The organism is Dyadobacter beijingensis DSM 21582, from assembly GCF_000382205.1.
GTDB classification, from domain to species: Bacteria; Bacteroidota; Bacteroidia; order Cytophagales; family Spirosomataceae; genus Dyadobacter; species Dyadobacter beijingensis.
Window position 1 is genome coordinate 744,746 of the sequence record NZ_KB907789.1, and the last position, 16,069, is coordinate 760,814.

The window sequence follows — 16,069 nt, forward strand, 5'->3', positions numbered from 1 at the left end:
CTATTGGCTCTTCCTCGAATGGCGGATCCTGAAACGGATCACCCCCCACAATACCAGATATAATATACCGAGCAACATCCCGATTTCCATCGCGAAAACCCAGGCCGTCCGGTCTAGCAGACTCTCGATCAGGTTGTTGATGATCAGGCCCGGCTCGTGGATAATGTCCCAGCTGTTCATCCGCCGTACCCGCCCGAGGTACACCCCGAAGCCCGCCATCGGCAGGCTCACCAGCAACAGCAGGTTGGCCGGCTTGCGCTCGAATACCCGGCGCCACGAGCGGTGGATCCAGTAAAGCGACACCAGCCCGTTGAAGAGGCTTACTTCCGCATACGAGAAGAGCATGATGGTGTCGTGCCAGGTCAGGTCGCGCTGGTAATCCACGGTCAGGTGCGCGAGGTCGGTGATCATGTACGGCGCATTCGGGAAGAATGCCAGCCAGGCAATGCTAAGCATGCCCAGAACCACCGGAATATGCCCGAAACGCTTGGTAAGGTTATCCGCGAGGAAAGCGATAATGAGCGGTATCCAGCTCAGGAAGAGGTTCCAGTCGAGAGAAAAGTCGACCGGCGAGTTGAAGAGGATGCGGACAAGGTGGAAAAATACTGCGAGTAGGCTCAGAAGCAGAAGCAGCAACAGCGAAAACAAGCCTTCCATCGTGATAATGGGAGGATCGGATACGCTGAATTTATAATTCCTTATCCAATCTATCAAACGGTCCAAGTGTACGTAATTTAAGTTCTTTCATGACGATAAAGCAAGACAAATGAATGCTCACGTCTGACCAACACTGATCAAGAGGCTTGTACCTCAGTAGGGTTTGTCGGGGCTGCCGGGTTTTTCTTCGGCCTCCTCCGTTTGTTTCTTCGCTTCGCCTTGGCAGCTCCGTTGGCCGCTGCATCGGCAGTGGCAACAGCTGCGCCGGCAGCTTCCACGGGCGCCGGTCCGGCGCTGTTAGTATCCCGGGGTTTTGCTTCGCGGTGCGGTTTTCTCGAAGATCCTCCATGACCTCCGCCGGCACCATCTTTTTTCTTCTTATTCCTGCTGCTACTACCAGTACGTCCTCCCGAACGAAACCGTTGCGGCTCGAATGCCGGAGCATCGCCCAATCCCAGGTCTGCGGTAATGGATTTCTTTTCCAATTCCTTCTCAAAAAGACGTTCGATCTTCAATACATATTTCTGATCGTGCTCATTGATAAAGGTCATGGCCGTTCCCTTGGATTCGGCCCGTGCCGTACGGCCTATACGGTGTACGTAATCTTCGGGATCGCGGGGGACGTCGTAGTTCACCACATGGCTGAGATTATCAATATCTATGCCGCGGGATAGTACGTCAGTCGCAACGAGGATGGGGAATTGCCTGTTTTTGAAATCGCGCAGTACAATTTCGCGCTCACCCTGCTCTGAATCAGACGAAATGCCGTGTGCGCCCAGGCCCAGCTTCCGCAATGCCCGCACGATCGGCTCCACATTCGATTTACGGGATGTGAACAACACCATGCTGATATTTTCGACGCCTTTGAGTAAATGCATCAGCAGGGGCAATTTCTGCTCGTCTTTGGCTAAATAAAACTGCTGATCGATCCGGTCGGCCGGTCGCGATACCGCGAGCCTGATTTCTTCGGGATTTTGCAGGATGCGTTTCGCCAGGTCGCCGATTTTGGGCGGCATGGTGGCCGAAAACATCAGCGTCTGACGCACGGAGGGCAGGAAGCTCATGATTTTGAGAATGTCGCCCAGGAAGCCCATGTCGAGCATCCGGTCGGCCTCGTCGAGCACCAGGTGGCGTAACGTACTGAAATTCACATACCCCAACTGCAAATGGGCAATAAGCCGGCCGGGTGTGGCGATGATAATGTCCGCTCCCTGGGTCAATGCCTTTTTCTGCTGGTCCCATTCCGGCCCCTTGTTACCACCGTACACGGCAATGCTGGTCGCACCGACGAAATAGCCGAGGCCCTGGATCTGCTGGTCGATCTGCACCGCCAGCTCGCGGGTAGGCACCAGGATCAGCGCGCCGGTATGTTCGTTGGCTTCGTGGGCAACTTTGTCGAGAATGGGAATGAGGTAGGCGGCGGTTTTGCCGGTACCCGTCTGAGCGCATGCAAGAAGGTCCTTACCGCTGAGAATGTGTGGAATAGCTTGTTCCTGGATAGGCGTCGCCTGCTGGTAGTTCATGGAATCCACGGCGCTTAGCACGTCTTCGTGGAGTTCAAATTCGTTGAAATTCAAAATTCAGCTTTTAAAATCCGCAAATCCGTTGATTTACAGATGTGTTATAGATATAGCTGACCTTGATTTTCCCAGTCAGCAAACCGCTCGATTTGAACAAATATAACCAAGAAGTGCCATAATGACAAGAAAGGTGTGAAACCATCGTGTAAAAGATTCACTACACGAGGGCTCCACACCTGCACAAATTAATACGGTTTTCAGACGTTGATGGCCGTCAGATCGCTTGCTTCCTCATGCGTGTAAAGTCTTGAACGGGTAATAAAACGCACGCCCAGCGGGATTTCAAGGGAAAAACTCGCCCCACGGCCCGGCACGACGTCGATCGTCAGCTGGGTATGCTGCCAGTACTCGAACTGGTCGCGGCTCATAAAAAACGCACAGCCCCCTATTTCCCCCAGCAACACATCGCTTTCCGACACCCGGAATTCTCCTTTCGGGAAACACATGGGCTGTGAGCCGTCGCAGCATCCGCCGCTCTGGTGAAACATCAACTCTCCATACTCCTCCCGAAGCCGGTCCAGGACCTTTTCAGCTTCGGGAGTGATCAATACGCGCTCGGTCATAACATCCTCAGAAAAATCCCAGCTTGTTCTTATCGTACGAGATCAGCATATTTTTGGTCTGACGGTAGTGACCCAGCATCATTTTGTGGTTTTCCCTACCAAAACCCGACTTTTTATACCCGCCGAACGGAGCGTGGGCGGGATAGGCGTGGTAGTTATTCACCCACACCCTACCCGCCTGGATCGCCCGTGGTACCTGGTATATCTCGTGCGCGTCGCGCGTCCATACGCCCGCGCCCAATCCGTAAAGCGTATCGTTGGCAATGGCAATGGCTTCCTCCGTGGTTTTAAATGTCGTCACGCATACGACCGGCCCGAATATCTCTTCCTGGAAGATCCGCATTTTGTTGTGGCCTTTGAAAATCGTCGGCTGAATGTAGTACCCGCCCGAAATGCCGTTCTCGAATGTCTGCGCCGCGCCGCCGGTGAGCACTTCCGCTCCTTCCTCCTTGCCTATTTGGAGGTACGACAGGATCTTTTCGTACTGGTCGTTCGAAGCCTGCGCGCCCATCATCGTGGTACCGTCGAGCGGGTGGCCCATTTTAATGGCTTTCGTGCGCTGGATCACCCTTTCGATGAATTTATCGTAAATACTTTCATGCACGAGCATACGCGACGGGCACGTACAAACCTCGCCCTGGTTCAATGCGAACAATACGGCACCTTCGATGGCCTTATCGAGGAACTCGTCGTCCGCGTCCATGACCGACGGGAAGAAAATGTTCGGTGACTTGCCGCCCAGCTCCATCGTCACCGGCACGAGGTTGTCCGAAGCATATTGCATAATGAGCCGGCCGGTGGTGGTTTCACCCGTAAATGCGACTTTGGCTACGCGCGGCGAGGATGCCAGCGGCTTGCCCGCTTCCACCCCAAAGCCCGTTACGATATTGAGCACCCCCGGAGGCAGGATGTCGCCGATCAGCTCCATGAGTACCATAATGGAGGTCGGTGTCTGCTCGGCGGGCTTCACCACCACGCAGTTACCTGCCGCCAACGCAGGCGCGATTTTCCAGGTCGCCATCAGGAGCGGGAAGTTCCAGGGTATAATCTGTGCCACCACGCCCAGCGGTTCGTGCAGGTTAATGCAAACGGTGTTCTCGTCGTGTTCGGAAACGCTGCCTTCCTCGGCACGGATCACCCCGGCGAAATAGCGAAAATGGTCGACACAAAGCGGCAAATCGGCGGCACGGGTTTCGCGGATCGCCTTGCCGTTATCGATCGCTTCGACGGTCGCGAGGTATTCGAGATTGTCTTCGATCACCTGTGCGATTTTCAGCAGCAGGTTACTGCGGTTGGCGGCCGAAGTTTTGCTCCAAGCCGGGAAAGCCGCGTGCGCCGCATCCAGGGCCGCTTCCACATCTTCTTTCGTCGAGCGGGCAGCTTGGGTGAACACCTGGCCGTCGATCGGTGAAATATTTTCGAAATACTCGCCTTTGGCAGGCGCTACGAATTTTCCGTTGATATAATTCTCATATTTTTCCTTGAAATCAGGCCGCTTAGCCAGATTTTCACTGCTGTACGTCTTACTTTCCACTGCTGGGCTTTCGGTGATCGTCTCCATGATGAAAGGTTATTTTTAGAAATGATTGATAATACAAACCTAGCCCCGCAAGCCGTTAATCATTGGTACGATCGTGTCAAGTGTTAGGATAATTATCTCATTTTTTCGAAAAACAATTATATTTATTGGATGGAGGAAAGGGAGGAGAGGCCATTTGTGGTCAGTGATAGTCAGGAGTGGTCAGTGATAGTCGTATGTGGTATGGTGTGGCAGGAGCTCGGGGATTATGACAGGTTTTTCGGTTTAAAATAAAGAAACAATGGCGGGAGGTTTCAGATTGGATCAGGTGGCGGTTTCGGGAGAGAAATCGTTGAAGACATTGGTGGAGAACCGGAGGGCATTCACGCTGGAAAACTGTGAGCTGAACCTGTTCGAAACCTTGCAGCCCTCGGCATTGGTGCCGCTCACCTTCCCCGATTTTGTCGTGACGAGCATGCTGCGGGGCAAAAAAGTCATGCATTTGTTCGATCAGCCGGGTTTTGACTACCTGCCCGGCGAAACGGTGCTCGTACCGGCCAATGTGACGATGAAAATCGATTTTCCCGAAGCCGCGAAAGAAAACCCGACCCAATGCATCGCCCTTGCCATCGACCAGATGAAAATCCAGCAAATCGTCGACAGGCTCAGCGAGATGTACCCGCGCGAAGGCAGGCAGCAGTTCTGGTCGTTGCAGCATAGCCAGTACCATTTCCTCAACAATATCGAACTCGCGCAAACGCTCAATAAGCTCATCAAAATCTGCTCGGGTACCGCGTTGGGCAAGGACATCCTCGCCGACCTTACCTTGCAGGAACTGATCGTGCACATCATCCAAACCCAGCACCTCGCCGCCACCGACGACGCTTCCTACATTCACGAAGACAGCCCGCTGGCATTCGTCGTGAATTATATCAAAGCCAATATCAATGAAAAGATCCAGGTGGAAGACCTGAGCGAGAAGGCTTGCATGAGCCGGGCGTCGTTCTACCGCGCATTCAAGCGCGAGTTCAGTATCAGCCCGCTGGATTTTATATTAAGGGAGAAAATCAAAAAGGCCAAGCAGCTGCTGTCCAATACCAAAGACAGCATTTCCGACATTTGCTACCAGCTCGGCTTCTCCGATCTGAACTACTTCGGCCGGCAATTCCGCAAATCCGAAGGCATCTCGCCGAGCCAGTACCGGAACGTCACGAATCGCGACGAGTGACGTTTTTTCGTCATTTGTTGTCAGGTATTGACAGGAATAGCCCAGTATTGTTCTTCTCTTATTACGCGACTATATATGACTACAAATGACAACACTTGACCATTCCTGACAGGTCGTTACGTAATTCGTCCAGCTTTAAGACGATCAGTCATCATAATGGACCGGTCGATCCTTACCTGCACCGATTTGGCGCTGGCGATGTAATGGATGATCGCCCGTTGGTTCACGGGTTTGGCATTTTCGAAAAGCCGCTTCGCCTCCTCGTCCTGTGCGAGCAGTTCCTGCAATTCTTCCGGCATATCGCGGCCGTATTCGCTGTCGTCCTTGCGAACGGCCGCTTGTAGTTTTTGGCCCAATACCAGCTTGCCCTGCTGACGCAGCTGGGTAGCCACATTCATGTAAAACCCTCCCCCGCCCCTGGGCCGGATGGCGCATTGGAAATGCACGGTACCGTTGATCACGCAACGCACACGGGCAGGCTTGCGCCCCTCGGTGAACTGCGCGGCCACGTCGTCGGGTACCATCATATAAAATTCGCCTCCCTTTTTGGGGAGGCGTTCCAGTATCGATTCGAAATGAACTTCTTCTTCCATCGGAAGCAATGCGGTTTAATCAGTCGGCCGTCACTCGGTCAACGGGCGTACCTGAATGTCTTTATAATACACCACGCTCTTCGGATCGTGGGCCTGCAATGCAAATGTACCCTGTTTCAGGAATTTATTCTTCATATCGCCCTGGCGCTTGTCCACGTCCGTTTCTTCGTAATCCACCACCACTTTGTCGTTGATTTTGATGGTAATGTGCTTGCCTTCTACCTTCACGTACTCGGTGTACCATTCGCCGTCCTTCACGTAGGTTTCCTTCACGTCCACCACATTATAGAGACTGCCGGTGCGCTTGTAGTCCGTGTGCGACTGGTTCACCTGCACTTCGTAACCTTGTGCGGGCCAGCCATCTTCCTGGTAAGCGGTGTGAATGAAAATACCGGAGTTCGAGCCTTGCGTCGTTTTCACCTGGGCCTTGAACTCGAAGTTTTTAAACATATGGTTTTTAATGGGACCTTCGTAGAAAAGATGCGCCCGCGGCCCGGCCACTTTAATGGTGCCGTCCTCAATGGTGAAGGAACCCGCATTCGCACCGACTTTCCAACCGGTAAAATCTTTTCCATTGAACAGGCTGATCCAGCCGTCCTGTGCGTGTGCAGAAATTCCAAGGGCAATGCTCAGCAAAACGGCGCTGCAAAAAACATGCATTAGTCTTTTCATAAAAATTCCGGTTTGGTAGTTCAGAAAGGTTGGTTTGTAAAAATCGGTTAACGTGTAATTAAACCGCAAACTCCTAAAAACTACTGATTCTTCACACAAAGTTTACCCACCGGCCGGCAACCTTCGGCGGCATTTTGGGGTTGTATGTGCCGGGGCGCGGAATGCCGCGCTCCCAACCACCGATTTTTGCAATGAAGAACCCCTATTTGTCTTTGCTGGCCACCGCCTGGCGCTATGCCCGGCAGCAGCGCGGCCGGTACCTGCTCGTGTACGGTATGTTTGTCATGGCCAACCTCGTGCTGGCGGCGCATCCGCTGCTGTACGGATGGTTTATCCAGTCGATCCAGCAGGACGCGGAAGGTACGCTGCGCAATGTGTGGCTCTACGCGGGCGCTTACCTGGGCCTGACCCTGCTCGAATGGGCGTTTCACGGGCCCGCCCGCGTGATGGAGCGGAAGCTGGCATTCGACCTCAGCCGTAATTTCCTCGACGAACTGTACCATCAGTCGCTGCATTTGCCCATTCGCTGGCACCAGGACCACCACAGCGGCGCGACGATCAACCGCATCCGTAAAGCCTATGAAGCATTGAAAGACTTCTTCCAGAACGGCTTCATGTTCCTCCATGCATTTGCCAAATTCGTGTTTTCGTTCGTGGCGATCATCTGGTTCTCGCCGCTGTTCGGCGCCATCGGCGTGCTGATCGGCGTCATCAATGTGTATGTGATATTCAAATTCGATAAGCCGTTCATCAAGGCCCTCGACGAGTCGAACGAAAAGGAGCACATCGTATCGTCGACGCTGTTCGATAGCCTATCCAATATCATTACTGTGATCACCCTAAGGCTCGAAAAGCGCATGAAAGTGAGCCTGATGGGCAAGGTTGCAGACGTTTTCCCGCCTTTCCGCCGGTCGGTAGTGATTAATGAATGGAAGTGGTTCGTGGCGAGTATTTTCATCGGGATCATTTACGTGGTGGTGACGCTCGGGTATGTGTACCAGCATTATATACCCGGCGAGGTGTTTCTCGTGGGCGGGCTTGTGACGCTGCTGAGCTATGTCAACCAGTTTACCAGCGTATTCCAGGACATTGCCTGGCAATACACGGAAATCATCCGCTACAATACCGAAGTGCAAACCGCCCGCGCCATCGGCGAAGCTTATCGCGAACACCACCGCGTAGACGAGGCCGGCGAGCTCCCCGAAAACTGGCAGGAAATCCGCATCAGTAACCTCAACTTTTCCCACGGCGAAGTGTACGACGCCGGAAAACAGGCCCACAGCCTCCACAGCCTCGATATCCGCATCCGCCGCGGCCAGCGCATTGCGTTCATCGGCGAAAGCGGCAGCGGAAAAAGCACGCTGCTGGCATTGTTAAGGGGATTATATCAACCGGAAAAGGACGTAAAGGTGACGATCGACGGCCGGACAGACGCCGCCATTGAAATGCTCTCCGACCAGGTGACGCTCTTCCCGCAGGACCCCGAAATTTTTGAAAATACCATCGCTTACAACATTACCCTCGGCCTGCCATTCGAAGAGAGCGACATCATGCAGGTTTGCGAAACGGCGCATTTCGCCGATGTGGTCGACAAACTGCCGAACGGCCTCGAATCGAACATCCAGGAAAAGGGCGTAAACCTCTCGGGCGGCCAGAAACAGCGTCTGGCCCTCGCACGCGGCATCCTCGCGGCCCGCGCAAGCGACATCGTGCTCCTCGACGAGCCTACCAGCAGCATCGACCCGAAAACGGAATCCATGATTTACGACAAAATGTTCGCCGAGTTTCGGGGAAAGGCGGTCGTATCCACCCTGCACCGACTGCATTTGCTGGCCAAATTCGACTACGTCTACATTCTCCGCGATGGCCACCTGATCGACGAGGGGACTTTCGACGACCTCTACCGGAACAGCCCGGTGTTCCAGGACCTCTGGCGACACCAGGAAGCACTCGCCGGCAGGTAGTTACCCCTTTTTTTCCGGTGAAATACAACAGATTCCCGTCGTCGTACAATATCTCACGCTGTACAAAATTTGTGTATTATTTTTGTAGAAATACTTTGATATTCTACAAGCTGTATATTAATTTTGTATTACAAAGAACAGTACAGTGAAAAGACGGGGATGGTTTGTGATGAGGTTTCTGCCTGTTCCATTCAATATCCTCTGCACTCGGTCAAATCCTAAACCAGGCTATCGTGACAACGAACCCCGCGGACCATCCGGGCGGGCGTGGAATGTCATGTCTTCTTCCCTGCCTGTTCTGAACGAAAACAATTCAACCAGTCAGTAACCCCGCCATATGGCATACCTTGACACTTACACAACACCTTTGACAGCTTCCACGGCCGCGCATTTACTCCGGCGGGCCACCTTCGGCCCTACCCAGCAGGAAATAGCCGATTTTACGGGCAAAACCGCCTCCCAGGCCGTCGACATCCTCATTGCCAATGCATCTTACCGCGCAACGCCGCCCCCACCGGTCGAGCTGGATGGCACACGCAGCGACGTCGGCCAGCCATTTATCGAAAAGCCCTTTGTGAATGCATTGAGCTACACCTATTTCAGTTATGTCAAAAACTGGTGGGTGGGGTTAATGGCCGAGCAGAACGGCTATCCTTCCGTCCTCGAAAAGCTGGCCGCATTCTGGCAGAACCATTTCGTGGTGATCCATTCGGCGGTGGAAGACTACCGCTTCATGTACCGCTACCTGCGCCTGCTGCGCACGCACGCGCTGGGGAACTTCCGGGATATGGCCATTGCCATTACCAAAGACCCCGCTATGCTCACATTCCAGAATGGTAACGAAAACGCCAAGGAACACCCCAATGAAAACTACGCCCGTGAGTTGCAGGAGATTTTTGTCGTAGGGCAAAAGGATTTCAACGGCAACTACAACTACACCGAGCAGGACGTCAAAACCGCCGCGCAGGTATTGACGGGCTGGCAAACGAAAAATCGCCGCCTCGAAGGCAGCACCACCATAGACGCCGTCTTCAATCCCGACCGCCACGACACTTCCGACAAGACATTCTCCGCCAAATACAGCAATACCGTCATTACCGGCCGCTCCGGCTCCACGGCGGGCGACGCCGAGGTGGCCGACCTTATTAATATGCTCGTGCGGCACCCGGAGTCGCCGAAATACATCTGCCGCAGGCTTTACCGGTATTACGTGAACCCCAATGTGACGCAGGAGATCGAGGACAATGTGATCGTCCCACTGGCGACTTTCTTTTCCAGCGCTTCCAACAACTTCTCGATTGCGCCGGTGATCAAAAAGCTGCTCACGAGCCAGATATTTTTCGACAGCCGCAATGCAGCGGCCATTATCAAGTCGCCTGCCGAATTCCTCATCGGTACGGTGCGGCTCTTTGACATGCCCATTCCCAACATGACCGCCGAACCGGCCGCGTTCGGGCGTATGGCGAGCCATCTGGCCGATAATATGAAGCTTTTGCAGCTCAACCTGCTCGATCAGCCCACGGTTTTCGGCTCTCCGGCTTATTATCAGACGGGTTTTTCCAAAAACTGGATCAACGAAACGCTCATCGGCATTCGCGGGCGCCGCACCGACACCCTGGTATCGTCGGTAATCGAAATCAAGCCGGGGCAATACATTGCCATCGACATCCTGGGCCGCCTGCGGGCCATCCAGCCCGATTTCGCGAACCCGGCCACGACGCCGGCGATCACGACCGAGCAGGTGCTGGCCGAGTTCACGAAAAACCTTTTTCCGTTGGAGCTCTCACAGGAGCAGAAGGACTTCCTGATTGATAAGATCCTCATGATGAACAGCGCCGCCCGGACCACCTGGCTCCGCGAATGGGACGCCTACCGCGCCGCGCCCAATGATACCACCAAGCAGAGCACCATCCTGTGGCGTTGCCGCGCATTGCTCCGGTACCTGATGAGAATGGCCGAATATCAACTGTTTTAATTCCCGCTGTCAATGAAAAGAAGAGATTTTATGTCGGCGGCTTCCTCGCTGATGATCCCGGTGGTGCTGAATGGATTCGGGGTCAAGACATTTGCCAAAAATTCGGCGCTTGTACAAGCGCTCAAACATACCGCAGCCGCCAACAGCGACCGCGTACTGGTGATCATCTATCTCGCGGGCGGCAACGACGGCCTCAATACGGTGATCCCGCTCGAATATTACTCGCAGTACTACGGCCTGCGGAGCAACATCGCCATTCCCGAAGCAAACGTGCTGAAACTCGCCGGCGCACCCGAAACCGGTTTTCATCCCGTAATGACCGGCATGCGCGATTTGTACAATGAAGGAAAACTGGCGATCGTGAACTCGGTGTCATACCCGAACCCCGACCAGTCGCATTACCGCTCGACGGACATCTGGATGACCGGCGTGGATGCCAACCAGTACGCCACCTCCGGCTGGGCGGGCCGCTACCTGAACGACCGCTTTGCCGGCTATCCGGAAGGTTACCCCAATGCGGACATGGAAGACCCGCTGGCGGTACAGATCGGGCAGATCGCGACAACGACGCTGTTCGGCCAGAGCGGCGTGTCCACGGGCGTCAATATCCAGGACCCGAATGCATTTTACCAGCTTATCGGTGAAAATAACCAGTCGGTCAATGCGCCGTTACCCTGCTGCGACGCGGGCGATCTGCTTTCCTATGTAAGACAAAAACAGGTGCTGGCCGTCGGTTACGCCTCGGAAATCAAGGCGGCGGCGGATGCGGGCCGGAATATGGGTACTTATCCCGACGCTTCGCTGAAAAACGAATTGGCCGAACAGCTGAAAATCGTAGCGCGGCTGATCCACGGCGGCTTGAAATCCAAGATCTATTATGTAGAACTCGGCGGTTTCGATACGCATTCGGGCCAGGTAGGCACGAGCACAACCGAGGGCGTGCATGCGCAATTGCTCAAAAAGCTGTCAGACGCCATTTATGCATTTCAGAATGACTTGAAACTGCAAGGCATCGAGGATAAAGTACTGGGAATGACCTTCTCCGATTTCGGTCGGCGGGCATCGTCCAATGCCTCCAAAGGTACCGACCACGGCATTGGCGCGCCGATGTTCGTCTTCGGAACGGGCATCAAGCGCCAGGTGATCGGTACCAATCCCGATCTCGTGAATGGCCTGCTGCCCCCTACCCCCGGCCCGGGCGTGAGCAACCGCGACATTAAAATGCAGATCGACTTCCGCCGTGTGTACGCCGACGTGCTCAACGACTGGTTTGGAGCGGCCGATGCCAAAACCGACCAGATCCTCTACCGCGACTTCAAGACCACTTCCCTCTTCTCGGACATGGTGCAAACGATCGCTTCCGGCTCCTGGCCGAACCCGGAAATCTGGTCGAACGGCCGTGTACCCGATTCCAAAGCCATCGTGCGCATCAATTCGGGACACACCGTGGATGTGGCCCAGAATATCACGGCCAAGGACGTGAAAGTCGAGTCGGGCGGGAAGCTCAAATTCCTCGGCGATTACAGTGTCAACATCACCGGATAATGTATAAATGGTTTATTTACAGCGATTTGGATTGATATGAAAACTTTATACAAAGGCTGGGTTACGGCCTGGGTAGTGCTGATCACGACCGCAGCGGCATTCGCGCAGGGCATCGTCAAAACCGACCGCTCGGCGGCACGCGGGCTCGTCAGCTTCCCGGCGACGGCGAAACTGACGGGTATCGGCAATGCAAAACACGTAGACGGCTACGTCGAGAAGACCGGTACCGGCTCGTTCCTGTTCCCGGTGGGCCAGAAAAACTTGTACCGCCCTTTCGGCGCCGATGGCGACGGCGTTACCGGTGCCTATTACCAGGAAAACCCGGGCACGGCATCGCTTCCCGCAGGCGGGCCATTTTCCACGGCCAACAAGGATAGCGCCGTCAAAACCGTAAGCACCACCGAGTTCTGGGACATCGACGGGTCCAATGCATCCCGCATTACACTCACCTGGAATGCTGCGAGCAATGCGGCCGCGCTTACCGGAAACAATCTCGGTTTGCTTGGTATCGCAGGCTGGAATGCGTCCACATCACGCTGGGAGGCGATCAAGGCCGTGGTGGACGAGGTAGCCCACCAGGGCGGCACCAGCACACTCACCGCCGGATCGATCACGACCGTCCAGACGGTTGTCCCGAACAATTACCGCATTTATACCCTCGCCGCATTAAATGCCTCGACCTTGCCGACCAACTACATCGGTAGCCTCGAAAACGTAGCATGTACGACCATCAGCGGCTGGGTTTGGGACCAAAATTACCCCGACGTGGCCCTGACCGTGGAGCTCGTGGAGGGCAGCACGGTACTCGCCACCGCCCGCGCCGACCAGTACCGCGCCGACCTGAAAGCCAATGGTACCGGAACGGGCCACTACGGTTTCACGATACCGACGCCCGGCGCATTGCTGGATGGTGCCAACCATCAGCTGAGCATCCGGGTAAAAGGCAGCTCAACGCTCATTTCCGGCTCTCCAAAAGCATTGAACTGCACACTGGGCGGCAGCTTCGAAGGCACTGACTGTTATACGCTCAACGGCTGGGTTTGGGACAAGAACAATCCCGGCGACGCATTGACAGTGGTGGTGAAGGAAGGCAGTACTACGCTCACGACCGCCGTAGCGAACGTTTACCGGGCCGATTTGAAGGCCAACGGCACAGGAACGGGCAACTATGGTTTCAATATTCCGCTACCGGCCGCCCTGCGTGATGGCAACACACACCAGGTCAGCGTGAGCTTACAGAACTTCAATTATACCTTACCCAATTCGCCGAAGCCGGTCAATTGTCCGGTGAACCAGTATGTAGGCCGCTTCGAGAACGTGGATTGCAACTTTATCCAGGGCTGGGTTTGGGATAAAAATTACGCCAACTCGGCATTGACCGTGGAAGTGTACGAAGGCAATACCGTGTATGCGACGGGCGTGGCCAACATTTACCGGGAGGCATTGAAAACCGGCGGCTACGGCACGGGCAATTATGTGTTCAAAATCCCAACCCCCGCGGCGCTCTGGGACGGTAAAAGCCACCAGCTGAGCGTGCGGGTGAAGGGTACCGCCATGGCATTGCCCGACTCCCCGCGGACGCTGAGCTGCTCGGTGAACCAGTATGCGGGTAGCTTCGAGTGGTTCGACTGTGAATCTATTAAAGGCTGGGCCTGGGACAAAAACGCGCAGAATAGCGCTGTGGAAGTGGAACTGTACGAGGGCACGACCGTGTATGTATCCGCCGTCGCGAACATTTACCGCGACGATCTGAAAGCGGCCGGTACCGGAACGGGTAACTACGGTTTCAGGATACCGATGCCGGCGGCGCTCAAAGACGGGCAGAACCACAACGTCAGCATTCGCGTGAAAGGCTCAGCTACGGTGCTGACCAGCTCGCCCAGGGTAGTGAACTGCGCCGTCAACAACTATGAAGGACGCCTGGAAACGCCGGACTGCGCTTTCATACAGGGCTGGGTTTGGGATAAAAACTTCCCTGCCAATGCATTGACCGTAGAGATTTTCGAAGGAACGACTGTGTATGCCACCGGTACGGCTAACATTTACCGCGACGCATTGAAAACGGCCGGCAAAGGCACGGGCAACTACGGTTTCAAGATACCGGTACCCGCTGCGCTCATGGACGGCAAGGCGCACCAGGTGGGCGTCCGCGTGAAGACCACCGCATTTGCGCTCACCGACTCCCCGCGCCCATTGACCTGCGCCGTGAACCAGTATGCCGGCAGTTTCGAATGGTTCGACTGCGACGCGATCAAAGGCTGGGCCTGGGACAAAAACTTTCCGAACAATGCCGTCACCGTGGAGGTGTACGAAGGCACGGTCGTGTACGCAACGGCCACGGCCGGCGATTACCGCGAAGATTTGAAAAACAACGGCACCGGAACCGGTAATTACGGTTTCAGGATACCGATGCCGGCGGCGTTAAAAGACGGTAAAAACCATAACATCAGCATTCGCGTGAAAGGCTCTGCGACGGTGCTCAATAACTCGCCCCGCGCCATGAACTGCCCCGTCAATGCCTGGGAAGGCCGTTTCGAGACAGCCGACTGCGCGTTCGTGGCGGGATGGGTTTGGGACAAGAATTTCCCTGCCAATGCGATGACCGTGGAAATAGTGGAAGGAACAACGGTACATGCTACCGGCACAGCCAACATTTACCGCGAAAGCCTGAAAACAGGCGGTATCGGCACGGGCAATTATGCATTCAAAATAGCGACCCCGGCCAGCCTCATGGATGGAAAGGCGCACCAGCTGAGCGTCCGTGTGAAAGGTACTTCCTACACGTTGACCGACTCGCCGCGTGCATTGACCTGCGCCGTGAACCAATATGCGGGCAGCTTCGAGTGGTTCGACTGCGAATCGCTGAAAGGCTGGGCCTGGGACAAAAACTTCCCGAACACCGCCGTGACCGTGGAGCTGTACGAGGGCACAACCGTGTACGCCACAGCCATAGCCGACCAGTACCGCGAAGATCTGAAAAACAATGGCACGGGCACGGGTTATTACGGTTTCAGGATCACGATGCCGGCGGCTTTGAAGGATGGCAAGAGCCACGCGCTCAGCATTCGGGTGAAAGGCTCGACCACCGTGCTGAACAACTCGCCGCGCACCTCGAACTGCCCCGTGAATGCCTATGCGGGCCGCATGGAAACGCCGAGTTGCAGCTTCATCAACGGATGGGTTTGGGATAAGAATTTCCCTGCCAATGCATTGGAAGTGGAGGTATTCGAAGGGACGACGGTGCTTGCGACGGGCATTGCCAACATTTACCGTGAAGCCCTGAAAACCGGCGGCATCGGTACAGGCAATTATGTATTCAAAATAGCGACCCCGGCGGTGCTGAAAGACGGGAAAGCGCATTCGGTAGGCGTCCGCGTAAAGGGTACCACTTTTGCCCTGACGGACTCGCCGCGGAGCATGACGTGCGCTGCGGGAAGCCGGATAGCGGCACCGGAAGAAATGGAAATGGTGCAGAACCCGGAAGAAGCCGATCCTACCGGCCCGGCATCGCTGATTATGGCACCTAACCCGACGCGCGGGCACCTCACGGCCATTTTCAGGTTGAACAGTCAGCAGGCTGCCCGGATGACGGTGTTCAACCTTGCCGGACAACGGATCTGGGAAGGAGAAGCCATCGGTACCGGCGCGGTAGTCCGCCAGGCGATCGATCTGAGCGGCCAACCGGACGGAACGTACCTGTTCCAGCTCCGAAACGGCGCAATGATACGCACCAGACGCATTATTCTGGTAAAATAGGTGAAATAGGGATTGTT

At 55.0% G+C, this 16,069-nt stretch carries 11 protein-coding genes; 5 read left to right on the forward strand and 6 right to left on the reverse strand.

Features of this window, described 5'->3' with window-relative positions; translation table 11 throughout:
* From H144_RS0121715 to H144_RS0121730, 4 genes are all read right to left on the reverse strand, one after another.
* Complete coding sequence (locus H144_RS0121715; RefSeq protein WP_229207961.1) at positions 1 to 723, reverse strand: DUF1361 domain-containing protein; 723 nt, start codon at positions 721 to 723, stop codon at positions 1 to 3.
* Positions 724 to 794: 71 nt separating this feature from the next.
* A complete protein-coding gene (locus tag H144_RS0121720; protein ID WP_019944221.1) occupies positions 795 to 2,234 on the reverse strand; it encodes a DEAD/DEAH box helicase in 1,440 nt (479 codons plus the stop codon).
* A 200-nt stretch (positions 2,235 to 2,434) separates the two neighbouring features.
* Entirely contained in the window at positions 2,435 to 2,800 is a 366-nt protein-coding gene (locus H144_RS0121725) for a DUF779 domain-containing protein (RefSeq protein WP_019944222.1), read from the reverse strand.
* Positions 2,801 to 2,807: 7 nt separating this feature from the next.
* Positions 2,808 to 4,361 carry an aldehyde dehydrogenase family protein gene (locus tag H144_RS0121730; RefSeq protein ID WP_019944223.1) on the reverse strand — a complete coding sequence of 518 codons (1,554 nt, stop codon included), beginning with the start codon at positions 4,359 to 4,361 and terminating at the stop codon, positions 2,808 to 2,810.
* A gap of 259 nt (positions 4,362 to 4,620) precedes the next feature.
* Between H144_RS0121730 and H144_RS0121740 the strand changes: the two genes are divergently transcribed.
* Positions 4,621 to 5,547: an AraC family transcriptional regulator gene (locus H144_RS0121740; RefSeq protein ID WP_019944225.1), complete on the forward strand. Its 927-nt coding sequence runs from the start codon at positions 4,621 to 4,623 to the stop codon at positions 5,545 to 5,547.
* Positions 5,548 to 5,663: 116 nt separating this feature from the next.
* On the opposite strand, the gene H144_RS0121745 is transcribed toward H144_RS0121740, so the two are convergent.
* Both H144_RS0121745 and H144_RS0121750 read right to left on the reverse strand, forming a co-directional pair.
* Complete coding sequence (locus H144_RS0121745) at positions 5,664 to 6,140, reverse strand: DUF1905 domain-containing protein (RefSeq protein ID WP_019944226.1); 477 nt, start codon at positions 6,138 to 6,140, stop codon at positions 5,664 to 5,666.
* Positions 6,141 to 6,170: 30 nt separating this feature from the next.
* Complete coding sequence (locus H144_RS0121750) at positions 6,171 to 6,812, reverse strand: 3-keto-disaccharide hydrolase (protein ID WP_026350897.1); 642 nt, start codon at positions 6,810 to 6,812, stop codon at positions 6,171 to 6,173.
* 191 nt (positions 6,813 to 7,003) lie between these two features.
* Here H144_RS0121750 and H144_RS0121755 point away from each other — a divergent pair, with 191 nt between their 5' ends.
* The 4 genes from H144_RS0121755 to H144_RS0121770 all read left to right on the forward strand — a co-directional run bounded on the left by H144_RS0121755 (position 7,004) and on the right by H144_RS0121770 (position 16,052).
* Positions 7,004 to 8,776 (forward strand): ABC transporter ATP-binding protein, encoded by a 1,773-nt coding sequence (locus H144_RS0121755; protein ID WP_019944228.1) that lies wholly within the window; start codon positions 7,004 to 7,006, stop codon positions 8,774 to 8,776.
* Between the two features lie 337 nt (positions 8,777 to 9,113).
* Positions 9,114 to 10,751, forward strand: a complete 1,638-nt coding sequence (locus H144_RS0121760) for a DUF1800 domain-containing protein (protein WP_019944229.1) — start codon at positions 9,114 to 9,116, stop codon at positions 10,749 to 10,751.
* Positions 10,752 to 10,763: 12 nt separating this feature from the next.
* Complete coding sequence (locus H144_RS0121765; protein ID WP_026350898.1) at positions 10,764 to 12,296, forward strand: DUF1501 domain-containing protein; 1,533 nt, start codon at positions 10,764 to 10,766, stop codon at positions 12,294 to 12,296.
* A 36-nt stretch (positions 12,297 to 12,332) separates the two neighbouring features.
* Positions 12,333 to 16,052 (forward strand): T9SS type A sorting domain-containing protein, encoded by a 3,720-nt coding sequence (locus tag H144_RS0121770; protein WP_019944231.1) that lies wholly within the window; start codon positions 12,333 to 12,335, stop codon positions 16,050 to 16,052.
* The last annotated feature ends 17 nt before the right edge of the window (positions 16,053 to 16,069 follow it).

Bases quoted from the DNA above. Each gene is read 5' to 3' on its own strand.
- H144_RS0121750 (WP_026350897.1), bottom strand. From the start codon at position 6,812: ATGAAAAGACTAATGCATGTTTTTTGCAGCGCCGTTTTGCTGAGCATT.
- H144_RS0121765 (WP_026350898.1), top strand. From the start codon at position 10,764: ATGAAAAGAAGAGATTTTATGTCGGCGGCTTCCTCGCTGATGATCCCG.
- H144_RS0121755 (WP_019944228.1), top strand. From the start codon at position 7,004: ATGAAGAACCCCTATTTGTCTTTGCTGGCCACCGCCTGGCGCTATGCC.
- H144_RS0121745 (WP_019944226.1), bottom strand. From the start codon at position 6,140: ATGGAAGAAGAAGTTCATTTCGAATCGATACTGGAACGCCTCCCCAAA.
- H144_RS0121740 (WP_019944225.1), top strand. From the start codon at position 4,621: ATGGCGGGAGGTTTCAGATTGGATCAGGTGGCGGTTTCGGGAGAGAAA.
- H144_RS0121770 (WP_019944231.1), top strand. From the start codon at position 12,333: ATGAAAACTTTATACAAAGGCTGGGTTACGGCCTGGGTAGTGCTGATC.
- H144_RS0121760 (WP_019944229.1), top strand. From the start codon at position 9,114: ATGGCATACCTTGACACTTACACAACACCTTTGACAGCTTCCACGGCC.
- H144_RS0121725 (WP_019944222.1), bottom strand. From the start codon at position 2,800: ATGACCGAGCGCGTATTGATCACTCCCGAAGCTGAAAAGGTCCTGGAC.
- H144_RS0121730 (WP_019944223.1), bottom strand. From the start codon at position 4,361: ATGGAGACGATCACCGAAAGCCCAGCAGTGGAAAGTAAGACGTACAGC.